The following is an 18,539-nucleotide window of genomic DNA, read 5'->3' on the forward strand; positions in this document are numbered from 1 at the left end:
GCATGACCAAGATGTCGCTTCGGCCCGGCAGCGCCCCGCTCGAATTGGCCGCCCAGGCAAGCGCCGCCGCACTCTCCGACGCCGGCATCGGACATGCCGAAGTCGACGGGCTTCTGGTGGGCTCCTCGCAAGGCGTACGGCCCGACCGGCTCGGCGTCGGTTTCGCCGCGCAGGGCGGCTTCTCGGATCTGCGCCTGCTGGAGCACGTCGAGATCAAGGGTGCGACGACCGTCGCGATGATCCAGCGCGCCCGCCACGCGATCACTACTGGCGAGGCGTGCACCGTGCTGTGCGTGTTCGCCGACGCGCCGCTCGTGGCAGGGCGGGGGGCAGGTTCGACTTACGCGCGAAGTGGCGGCAACGTCGGTGTACGGGGGCTGGAAAGGGCCTCGGGCCTCCTTGGGTCGGTGCCTACCTATGCACTGCTGACCCAGCGGTGGCTGCACGTGACCGGCACAGGCACCGACGCACTGCGGACGGTGGCCACCACCGCACGCACGTGGGCGCAAGGCAATCCCGATGCCGTCAACCGTGAACCGCTCGACGACGCCGGCTACGACGCCAGCCCGGCGATCGCCGAGCCGTTGCGGTTGCTGGACTGTGCGCGGCCGGTGAACGGGGCGGTCGCGGTCGTGCTGACTGGCCGCAGTTCGGTTGGCAATCAACGAGTTCGGGTACGCGGTATCGGCCGACATCATCCGGTGCGGCGACGGCGTGCGGGAGCCGAGTCATGGTTCGGGGGCGGCGGTCAGGCAGTGGACGACGCGCTCGAGCAGGCCCGCATGACGCGGTCCGACCTCCACGTCGCCGAACTCTACGACCCGTTCTCGATCGTGACCCTGGTACTGCTCGACGAGTACAAGCTCACCGGCGACGTACCGGCCGGCAACTTCGTGCGTGGCGGGCACACCGGGCCAGGCGGCACGCTGCCAACCAACACCGGCGGCGGGCAGCTCTCCGGTTTCTACCTCCAGGGCATGACACCCCTGGCCGAAGCGGTGATCCAACTTCGCGGCGCCGGCGGCGAACGCCAGGTCCCGGCCGCCACCGTCGCGCTGGTCGGCGGTATCGGCGGCCGTCTCGACCACCACGCCGCGCTGGTGTTGGAGCGGGCGGCATGAGCGCCGTCGTCAAGCCGACCGAGCAGACGGTGGACGACTGGTTACTCGACCCGTCGCTCGCGCCTCTGGCCGCCGACGACCCGCTGGCACCGCTCTATCGAGCGACGAATCGCGGTGAGCTCGCGCTGCCGTTCTGCGCCGCGTGCGCGCAAACCCTCGACCTCGACCAGGAAATCTGCGACAACTGCGGATCGACTGAAAGCACCTGGCGCACTGTCGAACTGCGCGGCACAGTTCACACCGCCACCCTGATGCATCGGTGCGAGCCCGGGCTGGTGCGCACACAACACCCCTACCCCATCGTCGACGTCGAACTGGCGAGCGGGCATCGATTGATCATGACGACCACACTGCCCATGAGCACGACCCCGGCCATCGGCAGCGCCGTGCACATCGGATTCCGTCGGCTCGGCGACGTTGCAATACCAGCCATCGACACCCTGGAGGACGAGTGACCACACTCGAATCAGCGCCCCCACTCGACGAATTCGACGTGACCAACATCGTTCAACGCGACCGCGTGCACGGGTCGGTCTACACGTCGGACGAGATCTTTCGCCGCGAAATGGACACCATCTTCAAGACGGGCTGGGTGTATGTGGCGCACGAGAGTGAGGTGAGCGAGCGCGGCGACTATCTCACCAGAATGATCGGCTACGACCCGGTCGTCGTGGTGCGCGGCAAGGACGGCGTCGTGCGAGTCGTGCTCAACCGGTGTACGCACCGCGCCAACAAACTGTGCAACGCCGAGAAGGGCAACGCGAACTCGTTTCGCTGCCCCTACCACGGCTGGACGTTCAACAACACCGGTGCGCTGCAAGGCGTTCCGATGCGGGAAGGCTACGGGGAGGCGTTCAACGAGATCCGCTCCGAGCTGGGACTGGCCCAGGCACCACGGGTCGACAGCTACGGCGGCTTCATCTTCGCCTCGCTGGCGGCAGAAGGCATCTCGCTGCGCGAACACCTCGGCAACGCGACACACGCCATCGACCGGCTACTCAACCTCTCCCCGAACCGCCAGATCGACCTGCGGGCGAACTGGATGAAGCACCTGCACCACGCCAACTGGAAGATGGTGGTGGAGAACAACGTCGACGGTTACCACGCGCTGTTCACGCACGCCTCGGTGTACGACGCGATCAAGCCCGCGAAGGTGTCACACGTACCGACCAAGGTCGACGTGCTCGTTCGCGACCTGGGCAACGGCCACTCCGAGATCGACTACAGCGACGAATACCGCAAGCTCGACGAGGAATTCGTCTGGTACGGCCGCATCCCACGAGCCAAGCTCGCCTCCTACGTCGATGCGTTGGAGAAGGCCTACGGTCCCGAACAGGCGCACGACGCGCTGGTGGTGGGTCCACCTCACACGCTGATCTGGCCCAACCTGTTCTTGGCGGAAATGAACGTGATGTTCGTCGAGCCACAGGCCCCTGATCGCACCATCGCCTACACCACCGCGGTGCTGATCCCGGGTCAGGACGAGTTGAACGAACGCACGCTGCGGCGCTCCGAGGGGGCCATGGGTCCTGCGGGGTTCCTGATCGCCGACGACGGCGAGATCGGCATGCGCAACCAGGCGGGCCTGGCCGCCGAACTGCCCGAGTGGCTGGTGCTGGCGCGCGGCGTTGAAAACGACATCACCGACGACAGCGGAATCATCAACCGGGACAAGAGCGCTGAGACACCGCAACGCGGGTTCTATGCCCAGTGGGCCGCGGTCGTCGGCGGAGGGGCGCGCACGTGACCGTCAACGCTGCATCAGAAGACGCCCAGACCCGTCCCGCGCTGCGGCCGGTTCCGGATCCCGAAATCCTGGCCTTCCTGTATCTGGAGGCTCGGCTCGCCGACGAAGGCCGCTACTCGGAGTGGGAATCGCTGTGGGCCGATGACGACGACACCGTCGAATACCGAGTCCCCATGCATCCCGACGACGATCCGCGCACAACCCTGGCCTACATCAACGACAACCGGCGGCGCATCAAGAGCCGGGTGGCTCAGCTCAACACCGGCAATCGGCACTCGCAAACCCCGCCGTCGGTCATGCGACGCGTCGTGTCCAACAGCGAGGTGGTCGCCGAGGACGCCGATACCGTCACCGTCGAGTCCAACTTCGCTTTGTTCGAATACCGTTTCCGCCAACGCTTCTGGGCCGGTCGCGTCATCCATACGATTCGCCGGACGGCGGATGGCCCACGGCTGGTCCGCAAGGTCGTGCACCTGGTCGACGCGGGCGGTCCGGTCGAGACATTGGCATTTTTGATCTGATGCTCATCGGAGATATCGCCACCAACAACGCGCGCCGCTACCCGCGCAAGCGGGCCCTCGTCGACGCCGACCGGGTACACACCTGGCCCCAGGTCGACGAGCGGGCCCGCCGGCTGGCCGGCTACCTCGCCGGGCAGGGCCTGGCACCCGGCGACCGCGTGATGGTGATCGCGCGCAACTGCATCGAGTGGCCCGAAATCTCGTTCGGCCTGGCCAAGGCGGGGCTGATCGCGGTGCCGGTGAACATCCGGCTAGCGCCCGACGAGGTGGCTCATGTCCGCGATGACTGCGGCGCACGAGCCGTGATCGTCCATGCCGACCAGTACGAAACGTTCGCCGGTGAAATCGACGGCCTTGATGTCGTACTGACCGTCGGCGATGAATACGAATCCGCGCTAGCCGCAACCGAACCCGTCGCGCCGCCGGTCACCGTCTCGCCCGACGACGTCGCAGTGATCCTCTACACCAGCGGCACCACCGGACGCGCCAAGGGCGTGATGCACACCCACCGCGGTCTGCTCTACCAGGCGGCGGACACCAACCTGGTGACCGAGGCCAACCGCTCCGACGTCATGCTGGCCACCACCCCGTTCTTTACGGCGGGCGGCATGGTGCGCACCGTGTCCTGGCTCTACCTCGGCCAGACGATGGTGATACACCAGCGTTTCGACCCGCAGGCGGTGATCGACGAGATCGAGCGCAGCGCAATCACTTTCACCACGTTCATCCCGACCATGCTGCAGAGGACACTGGCCATCCTGGAGAACGGCCCGCGACGCGACATGTCCAGCCTGCGCCGGATCTCCTACGGATCAGCGCCGGTTCCCCCCGGCCTGGCCCGCAAGGCCATGGACCTGCTCGGCTGCGACCTGCAGCAGCGCTACGGGCTCACCGAGTGCGGTGGGCAGGCAACCATTCTCACGCCGCAGGATCACCGTGACATCGTCGCGGGCCGGACATCGATCGCCACCTCGTGCGGGCGGGAAACCCCGATGTGCGCGATCCGCGTCGTCGACAACGATGGACACGAGGCCGCAGTCGAAGACGTCGGCGAGATTGTCATCGTCAGCCCCGCCAACGCCGTCGGCTATTGGAACCTGCCCGAGCAGACGGCGGAGACATTCCGCCCCGACGGGCTGCGTACGGGCGATCTGGGCTACCTGGACGCCGACGGATACCTGCACATCACCGGCCGTCGTACCGACCTCATCATCTCCGGTGGCTTCAACGTCTACCCCGCGGAGATCGAGCGGGTCATCGGGCAGCACCCCGGGGTGGACCTCGTCGCGGTGGTCGGCGTGCCGGATGCCGAGTGGGGCGAGACGCCCGTCGCGGTGGTGATCCCCAAGTCCCACGTCCAGGACCGGGCGGCGCTCACCGATGAGCTTGCCAGGCTGTGCCGCGCGGAGTTGGCCGGCTACAAACAGCCGCGCCGATTCGAGTACCGCGACGAGTTCCCGCTCGGGCCGGCGGGCAAGATTCTCAAACGCGAGATCGCTAACCAGGTTAGACATGTAGGATCGGGCGCGTGACTGACGTGGACAGCCTGCAGACCATCGAGTTCCAGGTGAGCGATCATGTAGCCACGGTGGCGCTCAACCGGCCCGAGAAGCTGAACAGCTTCACCGAGCAGATGGCCGCCGAGCTCGCCACGGTGTGGGCGCGGGTCCGCGACGACGACGACATCCGGGTCGCGGTGCTGTGCGCCAACGGCGACCGGGCTTTCTGCACCGGCATCGATGTGTCCGAGGGAACGTGGTGGACCCACAAATCCATCTTCAACCAGGAAGACCCCGGAGAGCTGCTGGGACCGAAGGCGCACCGGGTGTGGAAGCCGGTGATAGCGGCGCTGCACGGCATCGTGGCAGGCGGTGCAATGTACTTCGTCAACGAATGCGACTTCGCGATCTGTAGTGAAACGGCAACCTTCTTCGATCCGCACGCCAACGCCGGTATCGTCTCCGCGCTGGAACCGATGGGCATGCTCGCCCTCGGGGTGCCCTACGGCGAGGTGATGCGGTGGGCGCTGCTGGGCAGCGAAGAACGGATGTCGGCACAGACCGCTCTGCGAATCGGCATCGTGACCGAAGTAGTCCCCGACGATCAGTTGCGCGCGCGGGCAACCGAATTGGCGTGTGAAATCGCCGCGCGTCGGCCCCTCGGGGTCCAGGGCACGGTCCGCGCCATGTGGGAGGCTCGCGACCTGCCGCCCAGCACCGCCGCGCGCCACGGAAAGTTCTACACGGATCTGGGCAACGCCGGAGCAGGGCGGACCGACTCCCGTGCCAACAAGAAGGCGCCGCGCATCCGATGAGGAGATGGTCGAGATGACCGACACCACCACCGAACAACTGGTGCACTTCGATCTGGTGATCGGAGGCGAGTCAGTCGCGGCCGAATCGGGACGTACATACGACAGCATCGATCCGTACACCGCGCTGCCGTGGGCGCGCGTGCCTGACTGCGGGCCGGCTGACGTGGATCGTGCGGTGGCCGCCGCGCGCGCCGCGTTGCGTGGGCCTTGGGGTCAGTTGACCGCTACCGCGCGGGGAAAACTCTTGTGGCGGTTGGGCGAGCTCATCGCACGCGAGGCGGAGAATCTGGCCGAGTTGGAGGTCCGCGACGGCGGCAAGCTGACCCGCGAGATGGTCGGCCAAATGAAGGCGCTGCCGGACTATTACTTCTACTACGCCGGGCTGGCCGACAAGCTGGAGGGCGAAGTCGTCCCGGTCGACAAGCCCAACTTCTTCGTCTACACGCGCCACGAGCCGGTCGGCGTGGTCGGTGCGATCACCCCGTGGAACTCACCCCTGCTGCTGCTGACGTGGAAGCTCGCCGCCGGGCTGGCGGCAGGGTGCACCTTTGTCGTCAAGCCAAGCGACCACACGCCGGCGTCGACGCTCGCATTCGCAAAGTTGTTCGCCGAGACCGGTTTTCCGCCTGGCGTCATCAACGTCGTCACCGGCTGGGGCCCGCAGACCGGCGCTGCCTTGGCCTCACACCCTGGCGTCGACAAGATCGCGTTCACCGGGTCGACCGCCACCGGCATCCAGGTCGGCAAGGCCGCGATCGCCAACATGACCCGCTTCACCTTGGAGTTGGGCGGAAAGTCCGCACAGGTGGTGTTCGACGACGCCGACCTGGACGCTGCCGCCAACGGCGTGATCGCCGGCGTCTTCGCCGCGACCGGCCAGACCTGCCTGGCGGGCTCGCGCCTGCTCGTCCACGAGCGCGTCGCCGACGCTCTGGTCGAGCGCATCGTCGCCCGCGCGTCGACCATCAAGCTTGGGGACCCCAAGGATCCGGCGACCGAGATGGGGCCGGTGTCGAACAAGCCGCAGTACGAAAAGGTGTTGTCGCACTTCGCCTCTGCCCGCGAACAGGGCGCGACGGTGGCCTATGGCGGCGAACCGGCCAGCGAGCTAGGCGGCTTCTTCGTCAAGCCGACGGTGCTGACCCGTGTCGATCGTTCCATGCGGGCCGTCGCCGAGGAGGTGTTCGGGCCCGTGCTCGCAGTGATGACCTTCGCCGACGAGGATGAGGCCATCGCTGCGGCCAACGACACCGAGTTCGGGTTGGCCGCAGGCGTGTGGACCAAGGACGTCCACCGCGCACACCGGGTGGCGGCGAAGCTGCGTGCAGGCACGGTGTGGGTGAACGCCTATCGCGTTGTCGCACCGCATGTTCCGTTCGGAGGCATGGGTTATAGCGGCATCGGCCGCGAAAACGGCATCGACGCAGTGAAGGACTTCACCGAGACCAAGGCGGTGTGGGTGGAACTGACCGGGGCGACCCGGGACCCGTTCACCCTCGGCTGAGCGTCTGAAACAGGAGCGACCACATGGACACCGGCGCCTGGGAACTGCCCAACGAACTCGTGCTGCTCCGCGATACGGTGCGCCGTTTCATGGATGCCCACGTGCATCCGATCGAAGAGAAGCTGGACCACGACACCGTGGGGCTTCCTCGCGACCGGCTCGTCGAATTGCAGGCCAAGGCACGCGAGCTCGGACTGTGGGCCTTGCAGACGCCCGAACAATACGGCGGCGCCGGACTCAGTGTGCTCGGGCAGGTGGTGGTTGCCGAGGAAGCCGCGAAATGCCGGATGGGCGCGTTCTTTCCGGCCCTCGGCGCATTTGGCGGCAACCCGCCCAACATCATGTTCAAGGCTTCGCCAGAGCAGTTCGCGAAGTACGCCCAACCGATCATCGACGGGACGATGACCAAGGCCTACACCGCAATCACCGAGGCTTCCGGCGGATCCGATCCGGCGCGGGCCATCCAGCTCAAGGCGGTCCGCGAGGGCGACAGCTATGTGCTCAACGGCTCCAAGATGTGGATCTCTCACGCCCCCGATGCCGACTGGGGCGTCGTCTACGCACGCACCGGCGAGGGTCGCAATGGAATCTCGGCCTTCATCGTCGAGAAGGACACCCCCGGGCTCACCTTCAGCCGCATCCCGGTGATGGCCTCCTTCGCTCCCTATGAGCTTCATTTCGACAATGTGCGGATACCGGCCGAACAACTGGTCGGAGCGGACGGCCAGGGCTTCGCGCTGGCCAGCGACTTCCTGGTGCACGGCCGCATCGTCTATGCCGCGGGCCCGATCGGCATCGCGCAGTCAGCGCTCGACATGGCGTGCCAATGGGCCAGGGACCGCGACGTTTTCGGCGGTCGGCTCGCCGACAAGCAAGGAATCCAATGGATGCTCGTCGACAGTGAAGTGGAGCTACGCGCAGCCCGACTGTTGGTGTACCAAGCCGCATGGAACGCCGACCTCGGCCGCAACGTCCGCGTCGACGCGTCGGTCGCCAAGATGTACGGCACCGAGGCCGCCTACAAGGTGCTCGACCGATGCATCCAGATTCACGGTGCCCTCGGCATCTCCACCGAGCTTCCATTGGAACGGTGGTTCCGCGACCTGCGCGTCAAACGACTCGGCGAAGGTGCCACCGAGGTTCAGCGCGAAATCATCGCCCGTTCGTTGGTCAAGTAGGGAGTGTCATGCAGAAGCCTATGACCGGGGTGCGCGTCCTGGAGGTCGCGCAGTTCACCTTCGTGCCCTCCGCGGGCGCGGTCCTCGCCGACTGGGGCGCCGACGTCATCAAGATCGAGAACCCCGTGACCGGTGATGCGCAGCGGGGGCTCGTCACGGTGGCCGGTCGCTCCGCTACCGCGCCGGGGGTGTCGTTTTCGCCCATGGTCGAGGCGCCCAACCGCGGCAAGCGCAGCGTCGGATTGTCGTTGGCGCTGAAGCAGACTCGGCCGGTGTTCGAGGAGCTCGTCAGGCGCAGCGACGTCTTTCTGACCAACCTGTTGCCAGAGGCGCGGGCGAAGCTTCGCATCCACCTCGAGGAGATACGGCGCATCAACCCGTCGATCATCTATGTCGCCGGTAGCGGCTTCGGAAGCGAAGGACCCGACCGTGAGACGGGCGCCCACGACACGACGGCGTTCTGGGCGCGGGCGGGCAACGCCGACGGTGTCACGCCGACCGATTCGGAGGTGCCGACGGGCATGCCCGCAGGGGCGTTCGGCGACAACATCGGCGGCATCACCATCGCCGGGGCGGTGGCCGCGGCCCTCTTCGGCAGGCAGACGACTGGGCAGACGTCGGTCATCGACGTGTCGCTGCTCGCGGTGGGGGCGTGGGCCAACCAGTCCAGCGTCAACTTGGCGATGCTGTACGGCTGCCCGCTGCCGAAGATCGACCACCGCACACAGGCGCCGGGCAACCCATTGACCGGGGCCTACCGATGCTCCGACGGCCGCTTCATCCAGCTGGCCATGTTGCAGCCGACCAGGTACTGGGCCCCCGTGTGCCGAGTCTTCGGCCTCGACGCGGCCGCCGTCGACGAGCGGTTCACCACGCTGGAGGCGCTGGCCGCACACACTGACGAAGCCACTGCGCTACTCGCCGAGGCGATCGGCACGCGGACGTTCGACGAGTGCACCCAGCTGCTGAGTCTGCTACATGGCCAGTGGGCACCGGTGCAGGACGCCTGGGAAGTCGCCAACGACGAGTCGCTGCTCGCCAACGGACGCATCGCCGACGTGCTCGACGCCCAGGGCAACCCACAGCGCTTGGTCGCGAATCCGGTCAAATTCGACGAGGCGGCAACGCATCTGACCCGGGCACCGATGTTCGCCGAGCACACCGACGAGGTGTTGCGAGAACTGGGCATGGACGACCACGAGCTCATCGAGTTGAAGATCGAAGGCGCCATCACCTGACTGCGACGCTACGTCGCGTATAGCCGGCAGCGATCGACGAGGATCTGCGCCAGCCGTTGCGGATGGCTGATCATCAGGTCATGGCAGGTGTCGATGGGGATTACCTCCTGCACGCCGCCGAGCGCCGCAATGCTGGCCCGCTGCGATTTCTGCGACAGCGCTCTGTCGCGGGTGGTGAGTATCCACGTGCGCGGCACGTCGGCGGGCAGCGCGCTGCGGTCGACGGATTCGCCTGGGATGCGGGCAGATTCCGGATACAACCGCGCCAACGCGAACTGGCGCTGCTGCCGGGTCATGCCATTGCAGAACGCATACTGGTTGGCGAACCGCGGCACCTTGGTGGGCTTTCCCGATCTCGCAGCGCGCCGGGCGAACCACGCCAACGGGCCGCTGAGGGTGTCCACGATCGCCTGGCCCTGCGGAGGGACGAACGCGGTGGCGAAGATCATCTCGCGCACCCGTGCCGAGCCGAGTTTGGTGACGACGCCCGGCACCGTCACCCCGGCCATGGAGTGGCCGACGATCACGATCTCGCCGAGACCTTCCCGCTCGATGTCGGCGACGACGGAGTCCACCCACTCGGCGATCGTCGCGGTTGCGAGGTCCCCTGGTGTGCGGCCGCGACCCGGGAGGTCTACGGCGAGAGTGCGCAATTCCGGTGCCTGGCACCGCAATTCGGCGATGACAAGGTCCCAGCAGTCGGCGGCGTGCTCTCCACCGTGGACGAGTACGAGGTCGGGCAGCGGCATGGTTGGAGATTCCTTGTGTCGACGGCTCAGTCCTGCCAGATATCGTCCGCCATCTCGGCGTGCCGAGGTGGACCCGATGGCCTGGGTTGGGGAGTGCGGGAGAATTGCGGAGCCGGCGCCGGCTGCGTGACGCCGTCTATTTCGATGAACACTTCGCGCTCCCTCAGGTGCGCGTCGGCGGCCGCTTCCGCCATGCTCAACACGGGAGTCACGCATGCATCGGTGTTGGCGAAGACGGCACTCCATTCGTCACGGGACCGCTGCGCGAACTTGTCCGACAACACCGCATGCATCGCGGGCCAGCCGGATTGGTCGCGCTGCGGACCGACGTTTTCGGGGTTGATGTCCAGGGTCGCCAGCATCTCGGCGAAGAACTCCGGTTCCAGAGCGCCGACGGCGACATAACGACCGTCGGCGCACTCATAGGTGCGGTAGAACGGCGCCGAGCCGTCAAAAATGTTGGCGCCCCGGTCATCTGACCAGCGTCCGCCGGCACGCATGGACCAGATGGCCTGCCCGAGCTGGGCAGCGCCGTCGACGATGGCCGCGTCGACCACCTGACCGCGGCCAGACCTCTGGCGTTCGATTAGTGCGGCCAACACTCCGATGACCGCAGGCATCGACCCTCCGCCGTAGTCGCCGATCAGATTCAACGGTGGCACCGGCGGCTGGGAGGCAGGGCCGATCGCGTGCAGCAGCCCGGTGAGTCCGATGTAGTTGATGTCGTGGCCGGCCTGCAAAGCGCGTGGGCCTGTCTGCCCCCACCCGGTCAACCGCAGGTACACCAGTCCGGGGTTGGTGGCGCAACAGGTCTGCGGTCCCAGGCCGAGGCGTTCGGTCACACCCGGACGGAAGCCCTCGAGCAACACGTCGGCTCGATCGATGAGCCGACGCACCGCGGCGTGGTCGCCAGGATCCTTCAGATTCGCCTCCACGACCCGACGCCCCCTCAGCTGTGGGTTGGGTGGGCCTGCGAGTTGACCGGCGCGTTGCACCCTCACGACGTCGGCGCCCAGATCGGCCAGCACCATCGCTGCGTGCGGACCGGGTCCCATGCCCGCCAGTTCGATGACCCGTGTGCCCGCGAGAGCGGCTGCCTGCGTCACGCCGCCATCGTAAACTATTCTGACATCTTGTATCTAAGTTCCTGCGATGTTTTAACAGTTACAGCGGTAGCTCGTTATATCCAGAGGAGCTAATCTGACGGTAGTGTCATCAATTACCGAAGGGATTTGCGTGAGCCCGCTGTCCGGTGTGACCGTCGTGGCCCTCGAGCATGCTGTGGCGGCGCCCTACGCCACCCGGCTACTCGCGGACCTTGGCGCCAGGGTGATCAAGGTGGAGCGGCCCGACGGCGGCGACTTCGCCCGCGGCTACGACTGCAGTGTGCACGGTGACTCCAGTTATTTCGTCTGGCTCAACCGAGGCAAAGAGTCGTTGACCCTCGACCTCAAACAGGCTGGGGGACAACGCATTCTGCGCCAACTGCTGACCACCTCAGACGTGTTGGTGCAGAACCTCGGACCGGGCGCAGCCACCCGGTTGGGTTTGGATGCCACATCTCTGGCCACCGAGTACCCGCGGCTCATCGTCTGCGATATCACCGGTTACGGCTCAACGGGCCCGTGGCGGGACCGCAAGGCATACGACCTACTGGTCCAAGCCGAGGCTGGCCTGTTGTCGGTCACCGGGACCGGCGACGACGTGGCACGCACAGGCATCTCTGTGGCCGACATCGCGGCCGGGATGTTCGCCTTTTCGGGCATTCTCACCGCGTTGTACGTGCGCGCCACGACCGGCGAGGCGCGCCCGGTGTCGGTGTCGTTGTTCGAGTCGCTCGTCGAATGGGTCAGCCAGCCCGCCTATTACGCGCACTACGGCGGCACCGCACCGCCGCGCACGGGCGCCAGGCACGCAACCATCGCACCGTACGGTCCGTTCACCGCCGGCGACGGCGGCACAGTGCTGCTCGCTGTTCAGAACCAGCGCGAGTGGCGCCGACTGTGCGATGAGGTATTGGCAACGCCGGGGCTGTGTGATGACCCGCGGTTCGTGACCAACCCCGACCGGGTGACCCACCGCGACGACCTGGAGGCGATCATCCACGCCGCGATCGCATCGATGACCGCAGACGAGTTGGCGCACCGGCTCGAGGCCGCGGGCATCGCGACCGCGCGGATGAATGACGTTGAGGCTCTTTGGTCACACCCGGTACTTGCCGGCCGAGACCGATGGCGGGAGATCGGCACGCCCGGGGGTGCGATCGACGCGCTGCTACCACCGGCGATGTTGGGCGGGGTCGAGGCTGGGCTCGGAGACGTCCCAGGGCTGGCCGCTCATAGCCGAATGATCCTGTGCGAGTTGGGCTATACCGATGAGTCGATCGCGGACCTCGTCAGCTCAGGGGTGACCACCATCGGATCGGAAGCCGACTACGGGGCACCGCCGTCAGCGTAGATCGTCTGGCCGGTCACGAAGCCGCATACATCCGACAGGAGAAAGGCGATCAGCGCCCCGATCTCGTCGGGCTGTCCCGGCCGATTCAGCGCCGCGTCGAAACCGAAGTCCTCGGGCAATGCCCGCTCGAGCGCTTCTTCGTAGGGGTATCCCTTGCTTTCGGCGATGTACCCGCGAATAGCATGCAGCGCATCGGTTTCCACCGCGCCGGGCGCAATGCAATTGGCCCGGATCCCATCCTTGCCGTGGCTGCGGGCGATACCGCGGGTGAACGTCGCCACCGCCGCCTTCAGGCTCGCGTAGGGGAGCCTCGGCTCGTGCGGTGAGCGCGCCGAGTACGCGGCGGTGGTGACGATCGCACCTTTCGTCTTCGCGAGGTGCGGCAGGGCCGCCTGCACGCTGCGGGTGGTCGCCAGCAGCACGTCGTGGAAGGCGGCGTCCCACGCGTCGTCGTCGGAGTCGATCGGCATCATGCCTGCTGTGCCCATCGTGACGGCGATTCCGTCAAGCCGGCCCAGCAATTCGACGGCGGCCTCGACTGCCCTGACAGCTTCTCCGGACTGGCTCACGTCGAATGCAAGACCGTGCGCCGCGGTTGCCCCGGCATCAGCGAGCGCCACGGCGGCGTCTTTGGCCTTCGTCTCGTCACGACCGACCACCACGACGGCGGCACCCTCGGCGGCCAGTGCCGTGGCGCCGGCCAAACCCATGCCTGCGGTGCCTCCGACGATCACGAATGCCTTGTCCCGAACCTGAAGATCCACTACCAACAGCCCCCTCAACGTGAACACGGTCGCCAGAAGACTAATGGATGGCAATGGTTGGCGCAGCTATATCTGACAGATTTGTCTCTAACATTTTCGATGCGATCTGGGCCACTTTATCCAGTTAATCAGCATGTTTGTGCCATCTGTTCAGCGCGATCGATGATATTTCCAGGCTTGCATCTGACAGTAGTATCCGCTAATACTGGAGGGCATCGAGCCCCTAGGAGACACACATGGCGATCGACCTCGCGGCCGCGGACAAAGTACTGGCGGGGCTGCGCCCGTTCCCGGTGGCGGTCACCACGATCGACGACGGATTCGCCAACGGCCTGATGTCGCTGTCGGCCGGTTCGGCCAGCATCGTGCCCGAACTGCCCCGGGCCACCGTGAGCCTGACCAAGTACAACAAGACCCACGACATGCTGATCAACTCTGGCGTCTTCGTCATGCACATGCTGTCCGCGGGACCCGACGAGATCGACGCGTCGATAAACATCCTGATGACCCTGGGCGGCAGCTCAGGACGCGACGGCGACAAGCTCGCCTCCCTGCGCACCAAACCCGGCGTCACAGGCGCGCCGATCCTGCTCGACGCCCACAGCTACGTCGAATGCCGCGTCACCGGAGCACTGGACAACGACGAGAACACCATCTTCGTCGGCGACGTTGTGGCCGCCGAGGTCTTCAGCTCCGCGCAACGGCTGCGCATCGGCGAAGCCTGGGCCAAACTGCCCCACGACTGGATCGAGCGCTACGAAGCCAACCACGAACCGCAACTCCAGCACGCACGCGAGCTCCGCGCACAAGCCGCGGCACGGGTTGCGCGCTGAGCGCTCCGCCCGGCTCGAGGACTCACCCGTGAAGTTGCAGTACAACGTGATGTTTCCGATGCGCGCTGTCAAGCACTGGCAACGCTGGAGCCAAGGAGCGAGCCTCGGCGAGGTCGCCAAAGTGGTGGAAGACGCTGGGTTCCATGGCTTTTCGATGAGCGAACACCCCTACCCCGACAAGCACTGGCTGGCGCACGGCGGCCATCATGCCTTCGACCCTTTCGTCTCGCTGTCCTTCGCCGCCGCGGCGACCAGCCGGCTGCGGCTGATGACCTCCATCCTGGTGTCCGGCTATCGAAGCCCATACTTGACGGCCAAGGCCGCTGCCAGCTTCGACCTGCTGTCCGGCGGCCGGTTCACCCTGGGTACCGGCGCCGGGTACCTGAAATCGGAGTTCGAGGCCCTCGGCGCTGACTTCCACCGCCGCGGAGCGCTTTTGGACGAGGCGATCGCCGCGTGGAAAGCCACCTGGGCGGGCGACGAGCACCACGGACCGGAGTTCGGGGTCGCCGGACACGTGGCACTGCCATTGCCCGCCACCGCCGGCGGCCCTCCGATCTGGATCGGAGGCAACAGTAGGGCGGCGCGGCGACGAGTGGTCGAGACCGCCGACGGCTGGATACCGATGGGCCAGTCCGCTGAGATGGCTGCAATCACCCGCACTCCCGCGCTGGCGGACATCACGCGGCTCGCCAGCCTCATCGCGGACGTGAACAAGCAACGCGCCGAACGTGGCCGAGACCCCGCTGACGTTTCGTTTGTTCCGTTTGAAGCGAGCAAGCTCGTCAGTGGCGACTGCGGGGACTTCGTCGATTCGGTCAGGCCGCGCCTGGCCGAGTATGCTGACGCCGGGGTCACCTGGATCACCATCGAGCCCGCCAGCCGAAGCTTTTCCGACTTCCGCGCCGATTGCGAGCTCATATCGGCCGAGCTGGTCGGGTAGCCCGATGGCGCAGAACTGCTTCGCCGAGATCTGCGCCAGGGCTGTGGTTGGGCCGGGACCCACGACCCTCCTGCAGATTTCGCGACCTCCGCCTGCCCAATGTATCGCTACGTCTGCTTTGTTCGTCCTCGAGCGGCAGCCACTTACGCCGGTGGATACGCGGGCGGCGGATACACGCCGCGCAGTATCCATGCGAACCAACTCATGCCGTACTCCAACTCGTCGCTTACGTCGTAGTCCGGGTTGGGATCCATTTCTCACCTCGTCCAAGCCTCGTTGGTATGGTGACCACCATATCGCAAACAGCTAGATAGTTATATATTTCTCCGGAGATTGGCCTGACTATCGTGCGAGGGAAGGTTCTGAATCCGATGGCACTGCAACGCGGCGCGGGCGCCTCGTCGTCTTCGGCCCGAGCTGTGCCGACGTGCTTCTTCGTCACCGACGGCCGAGACTACGTGCCAACCCCTCTTGCGAGGGGGCCGTGGGGTCCGTCCCTGAGCGGCAACTACATCGGCGGATTGCTAGGGCGTGCGGTCGAACAACAAGTCGATGACGTCGACCTGCAGCCCGCCCGCCTGACGGTCGACTTGCTCAGGCCGGTGGCGCTGCACCCGGTACAGGTGCATTCGTCAGTAGTGCGTCACGGCCGACGAATTCGACTCGTGGACGCAGTCATGAGGCAGAACGACGCGATCGTGGCACGCGCCAGCGCGCTGTACCTTCGCCGCAGTGAACATGGCGCGGACAAGGTGTGGACATGGCCCGTCACCATGCCACCGATTCCGGCCGAACCCGTTGTGGTGCCTGACGACCTGCCCATGTTGCTGCATTCGTACGGTCGCGATCCGGTTGCGGGCAGTCCGGGCGTCGGCGTCACCGAGTGGAGACACGACGGGCAGAAGTTCGCGTGGGTGCGGGAGACCAAGCTGCTGGTCGATGACGAGCCGCTGTCGCCGTTCACCCGCGCGGTGATGGCCGCAGACGTCACCAGTTCGCTAACCCATTGGGGCACAGAGGGACTACAGTTCATCAACGCCGACTACACGGTATCCCTCAGCCGCATGCCGGAAGGTGTCTACATAGGACTGGCATCGGTCACGCATTACGACCACGGCGGGGTCGCTACCGGCGTTGCCACGTTGTTCGACCAAGCCGGACCCATCGGCAGCGGGCTGGCAACGGCGTTGGCGAACCCGGGTTTCGCGCCACCTTCGTCGATGCTCTGGACCTAACGGCCCATCCGGTTCTCACGCCAATACTGCTCACTCACCGCGAAATTCAGCCGGACGCCTGTCCCGGAACGCGCGTACGCCTTCGGCGAAGTCTGACGTCTCGACCAACCGCTGTTGACCGTCGGCCTCGAGAGCCTGCACCCGCTCGAGGTCGGACAAGGTTGCGGCCGCCAGTGCGCGCTTAATCCACCGGTACGACTGTGTCGGCCCAGCCGCCACCGCCCGTATGACCTCGCCCAGCTCGGTCTCAAAGTCAGCATCATCGACGACGTGGGAGATCATGCCGCAATCGAATGCGGTTGCTGCCGAGATCTTCTCGGCTGTCAACGCCATGCGCGCCGCCCTCGCCCGCCCGATTGAAGCAGGCAATAGCATCGACGCTCCGCCGTCGAGCATCAACCCGACCTTGCTGAAAGCTAGTTGGAAATAGGCTGATCTCGCGGCAACCACCAAGTCACACGCCAGAGCGAGCGGACACCCGAAGCCGACCGCCGGTCCGTGCACGCCGGCGACGACAGGCTTGGGTAAATCCGTGACCGCCCGCACCACCGCGTTCGCCGCCAGCACGGCGCCTTCTGTGTCGCCGCCGGTCAGGTCGCCGCCGGAACAGAACGCGCGCCCGGCGCCGGTCAGCAGCACGGCGCGCACCGATGCGTCATCCGCCGACTCGTCGAGGCGCTCCCGGAGCTCGTTGAGCATCGGCGTATCAACGGCATTCAGCTTGTCGGGGCGGTTTAACGTCAGCCGCAGGATCCCGTCGGCGCGACTGGCCGAGACGCCGATCGTCATAGACCGAGATCGCGGCCGATGATGTCCTTCATGATCTCGGTGGTGCCACCGAAGATCGTCATGATGCGGTTGTCCATGTAGTCGCGGGCGACGCGGTACTCGGTCATGTAGCCGTAGCCGCCGTGCAACTGCACACAGCCGTCGATCACCTTTTTAGCGGTCTCGGTGCACCACCATTTCGCCTTGGCCGCCTCGACCGCCGTCAGTTCACCGTCGATGACGGCCCGCAGGCAGCGATCGATGTACTGCTCGCCGATCTCGAGTTCGGTGTCCATCTCGGCGAGCAGGAACCGGTTGTGCTGGAAGCTGCCGATCGGCTGTCCGAAGGCCTTGCGGTCCTTGGCGTACTGCAATGTCTGACGCCAGGTTTCGCGCGCCCCCGCAATGGCCGAAATGGCGATGGACAATCGCTCCGAGGGCAGATTGTGCATCAGGTGATAGAAGCCGCGGCCCTCCTTGCCCAACAGATTGGCCGATGGCACCCGAACGTTGTCGAAGTTGAGCTCGGCGGTGTCCTGGTAGTGCAGCCCCATCTTGTCGAGCTTGCGTCCGCGGGTGAAGCCCTCCATGCCCGCTTCGACCACGAACAGCGTGAAGCCCTTGTGGCCCGCGTCGGGGTCGGTGCGGCACACCACCACGACGAGGTCGCAGTTGATGCCCGATGAGATGAATGTCTTGGCGCCATTGATGATCCAATCGTCACCGTCGGGCACGGCCGACGTGCGAATGCCCGCCAGGTCACTACCCGCTCCTGGCTCGGTCATTGCGACCGCCACGATCAGCTCGCCGCTGGTGATACCCGGGAGCCAGCGTTCTTTTTGTTCGTCGTTGCTCAACGACGCGAAGTACGGGCCCACGACGTCGATCTGCAGACTCAACGACGGTGCCGGACCGCCGTAGCGGGCGATCTCCTCGTCGATGACGGCGTTGAACCGGAAGTCGTCGACGCCGCCACCGCCGTATTCCTCGGGCATGTTGAACCCGATCAGGCCGTACTTGCCCGCCGCGACCCATGCCGACCGGTCCACCAGCCGGTCAGCTTCCCACCGCTCTGCGTTGGGCGCGAGCTCCTGCTCGACGAACTGTCGAACCGTCTGGCGAAACGCCTCGTGCTCGGCTTCGAGGACAAGTCTCTTCATACCCGGC

At 66.0% G+C, this 18,539-nt stretch carries 18 protein-coding genes and 1 pseudogene; 13 read left to right on the forward strand and 6 right to left on the reverse strand.

Annotation, left to right across the window (positions count from 1 at the left end):
• The first annotated feature begins 2 nt into the window (after positions 1-2).
• The 9 genes from CWS39_RS12150 to CWS39_RS12190 are packed head-to-tail and all read left to right on the forward strand — an operon-like array spanning position 3 to position 9,623.
• Complete coding sequence (locus tag CWS39_RS12150; protein ID WP_102143264.1) at positions 3-1,121, forward strand: thiolase family protein; 1,119 nt, start codon at positions 3-5, stop codon at positions 1,119-1,121.
• Complete coding sequence (locus CWS39_RS12155; RefSeq protein ID WP_102143176.1) at positions 1,118-1,576, forward strand: Zn-ribbon domain-containing OB-fold protein; 459 nt, start codon at positions 1,118-1,120, stop codon at positions 1,574-1,576. Before CWS39_RS12150 ends, CWS39_RS12155 begins: the two co-directional genes overlap by 4 nt.
• On the forward strand, positions 1,573-2,868 hold the full coding sequence (locus tag CWS39_RS12160) for an aromatic ring-hydroxylating oxygenase subunit alpha (RefSeq protein ID WP_199178087.1): 1,296 nt from the start codon (positions 1,573-1,575) through the stop codon (positions 2,866-2,868). The genes CWS39_RS12155 and CWS39_RS12160 overlap by 4 nt, the downstream gene beginning before the upstream one ends.
• The gene (locus CWS39_RS12165; protein ID WP_102143177.1) at positions 2,865-3,389 is read left to right on the forward strand and encodes an aromatic-ring-hydroxylating dioxygenase subunit beta; all 525 of its coding nucleotides are present in this window, start codon (positions 2,865-2,867) and stop codon (positions 3,387-3,389) included. Before CWS39_RS12160 ends, CWS39_RS12165 begins: the two co-directional genes overlap by 4 nt.
• Entirely contained in the window at positions 3,389-4,921 is a 1,533-nt protein-coding gene (locus CWS39_RS12170; protein ID WP_199178088.1) for a class I adenylate-forming enzyme family protein, read from the forward strand. Before CWS39_RS12165 ends, CWS39_RS12170 begins: the two co-directional genes overlap by 1 nt.
• Entirely contained in the window at positions 4,918-5,703 is a 786-nt protein-coding gene (locus CWS39_RS12175) for an enoyl-CoA hydratase/isomerase family protein (RefSeq protein WP_102143179.1), read from the forward strand. Before CWS39_RS12170 ends, CWS39_RS12175 begins: the two co-directional genes overlap by 4 nt.
• A gap of 13 nt (positions 5,704-5,716) precedes the next feature.
• Positions 5,717-7,207: an aldehyde dehydrogenase gene (locus CWS39_RS12180; protein ID WP_102143266.1), complete on the forward strand. Its 1,491-nt coding sequence runs from the start codon at positions 5,717-5,719 to the stop codon at positions 7,205-7,207.
• 23 nt (positions 7,208-7,230) lie between these two features.
• A complete protein-coding gene (locus tag CWS39_RS12185) occupies positions 7,231-8,385 on the forward strand; it encodes an acyl-CoA dehydrogenase family protein (RefSeq protein WP_102143180.1) in 1,155 nt (384 codons plus the stop codon).
• An 8-nt stretch (positions 8,386-8,393) separates the two neighbouring features.
• A complete protein-coding gene (locus CWS39_RS12190) occupies positions 8,394-9,623 on the forward strand; it encodes a CaiB/BaiF CoA transferase family protein (protein WP_102143181.1) in 1,230 nt (409 codons plus the stop codon).
• Between the two features lie 8 nt (positions 9,624-9,631).
• Here the strand turns inward: CWS39_RS12190 and CWS39_RS12195 are convergent, their stop codons facing one another.
• Both CWS39_RS12195 and CWS39_RS12200 read right to left on the reverse strand, forming a co-directional pair.
• Positions 9,632-10,372, reverse strand: coding sequence for an alpha/beta fold hydrolase (locus CWS39_RS12195; RefSeq protein ID WP_102143182.1), 741 nt, complete (start codon positions 10,370-10,372; stop codon positions 9,632-9,634).
• Between the two features lie 26 nt (positions 10,373-10,398).
• Positions 10,399-11,478 (reverse strand): CaiB/BaiF CoA transferase family protein, encoded by a 1,080-nt coding sequence (locus CWS39_RS12200; RefSeq protein ID WP_102143183.1) that lies wholly within the window; start codon positions 11,476-11,478, stop codon positions 10,399-10,401.
• A gap of 130 nt (positions 11,479-11,608) precedes the next feature.
• Here CWS39_RS12200 and CWS39_RS12205 point away from each other — a divergent pair, with 130 nt between their 5' ends.
• Entirely contained in the window at positions 11,609-12,829 is a 1,221-nt protein-coding gene (locus CWS39_RS12205; RefSeq protein WP_431306122.1) for a CaiB/BaiF CoA transferase family protein, read from the forward strand.
• On the opposite strand, the gene CWS39_RS12210 is transcribed toward CWS39_RS12205, so the two are convergent.
• Complete coding sequence (locus CWS39_RS12210; RefSeq protein WP_102143184.1) at positions 12,805-13,593, reverse strand: SDR family NAD(P)-dependent oxidoreductase; 789 nt, start codon at positions 13,591-13,593, stop codon at positions 12,805-12,807. The genes CWS39_RS12205 and CWS39_RS12210 overlap by 25 nt on opposite strands.
• A gap of 236 nt (positions 13,594-13,829) precedes the next feature.
• Here CWS39_RS12210 and CWS39_RS12215 point away from each other — a divergent pair, with 236 nt between their 5' ends.
• The gene (locus tag CWS39_RS12215) at positions 13,830-14,426 is read left to right on the forward strand and encodes a flavin reductase family protein (protein ID WP_102143185.1); all 597 of its coding nucleotides are present in this window, start codon (positions 13,830-13,832) and stop codon (positions 14,424-14,426) included.
• 49 nt (positions 14,427-14,475) lie between these two features.
• Positions 14,476-15,369, forward strand: a complete 894-nt coding sequence (locus CWS39_RS12220) for an LLM class F420-dependent oxidoreductase (protein WP_199178093.1) — start codon at positions 14,476-14,478, stop codon at positions 15,367-15,369.
• 143 nt (positions 15,370-15,512) lie between these two features.
• On the opposite strand, the pseudogene CWS39_RS30165 reads toward CWS39_RS12220, so the two are convergent.
• Positions 15,513-15,623 (reverse strand): annotated as a pseudogene (locus tag CWS39_RS30165) (CAP domain-containing protein); the annotation flags it as partial.
• 117 nt (positions 15,624-15,740) lie between these two features.
• Here CWS39_RS30165 and CWS39_RS12230 point away from each other — a divergent pair.
• Positions 15,741-16,604 carry a thioesterase family protein gene (locus tag CWS39_RS12230; protein WP_102143187.1) on the forward strand — a complete coding sequence of 288 codons (864 nt, stop codon included), beginning with the start codon at positions 15,741-15,743 and terminating at the stop codon, positions 16,602-16,604.
• A 30-nt stretch (positions 16,605-16,634) separates the two neighbouring features.
• On the opposite strand, the gene CWS39_RS12235 is transcribed toward CWS39_RS12230, so the two are convergent.
• Together CWS39_RS12235 and CWS39_RS12240 are read right to left on the reverse strand one after the other, a co-directional pair.
• The gene (locus CWS39_RS12235; RefSeq protein WP_102143188.1) at positions 16,635-17,393 is read right to left on the reverse strand and encodes an enoyl-CoA hydratase; all 759 of its coding nucleotides are present in this window, start codon (positions 17,391-17,393) and stop codon (positions 16,635-16,637) included.
• Entirely contained in the window at positions 17,390-18,532 is a 1,143-nt protein-coding gene (locus tag CWS39_RS12240) for an acyl-CoA dehydrogenase family protein (RefSeq protein WP_102143189.1), read from the reverse strand. The genes CWS39_RS12235 and CWS39_RS12240 overlap by 4 nt, the downstream gene beginning before the upstream one ends.
• Positions 18,533-18,539 lie beyond the last annotated feature (7 nt).

Source organism: Mycobacterium hubeiense, from assembly GCF_002838065.1.
Taxonomy (GTDB): Bacteria; Actinomycetota; Actinomycetes; order Mycobacteriales; family Mycobacteriaceae; genus Mycobacterium; species Mycobacterium hubeiense.

Coding starts and splice junctions, on each gene's coding strand:
- CWS39_RS12180 (WP_102143266.1), top strand. CDS start 5,717: ATGACCGACACCACCACCGAACAACTGGTGCACTTCGATCTGGTGATC.
- CWS39_RS12230 (WP_102143187.1), top strand. CDS start 15,741: ATGGCACTGCAACGCGGCGCGGGCGCCTCGTCGTCTTCGGCCCGAGCT.
- CWS39_RS12195 (WP_102143182.1), bottom strand. CDS start 10,372: ATGCCGCTGCCCGACCTCGTACTCGTCCACGGTGGAGAGCACGCCGCC.
- CWS39_RS12190 (WP_102143181.1), top strand. CDS start 8,394: ATGCAGAAGCCTATGACCGGGGTGCGCGTCCTGGAGGTCGCGCAGTTC.
- CWS39_RS12240 (WP_102143189.1), bottom strand. CDS start 18,532: ATGAAGAGACTTGTCCTCGAAGCCGAGCACGAGGCGTTTCGCCAGACG.
- CWS39_RS12150 (WP_102143264.1), top strand. CDS start 3: ATGACCAAGATGTCGCTTCGGCCCGGCAGCGCCCCGCTCGAATTGGCC.
- CWS39_RS12155 (WP_102143176.1), top strand. CDS start 1,118: ATGAGCGCCGTCGTCAAGCCGACCGAGCAGACGGTGGACGACTGGTTA.
- CWS39_RS12185 (WP_102143180.1), top strand. CDS start 7,231: ATGGACACCGGCGCCTGGGAACTGCCCAACGAACTCGTGCTGCTCCGC.
- CWS39_RS12170 (WP_199178088.1), top strand. CDS start 3,389: ATGCTCATCGGAGATATCGCCACCAACAACGCGCGCCGCTACCCGCGC.
- CWS39_RS12215 (WP_102143185.1), top strand. CDS start 13,830: ATGGCGATCGACCTCGCGGCCGCGGACAAAGTACTGGCGGGGCTGCGC.
- CWS39_RS12235 (WP_102143188.1), bottom strand. CDS start 17,393: ATGACGATCGGCGTCTCGGCCAGTCGCGCCGACGGGATCCTGCGGCTG.
- CWS39_RS12220 (WP_199178093.1), top strand. CDS start 14,476: ATGTTTCCGATGCGCGCTGTCAAGCACTGGCAACGCTGGAGCCAAGGA.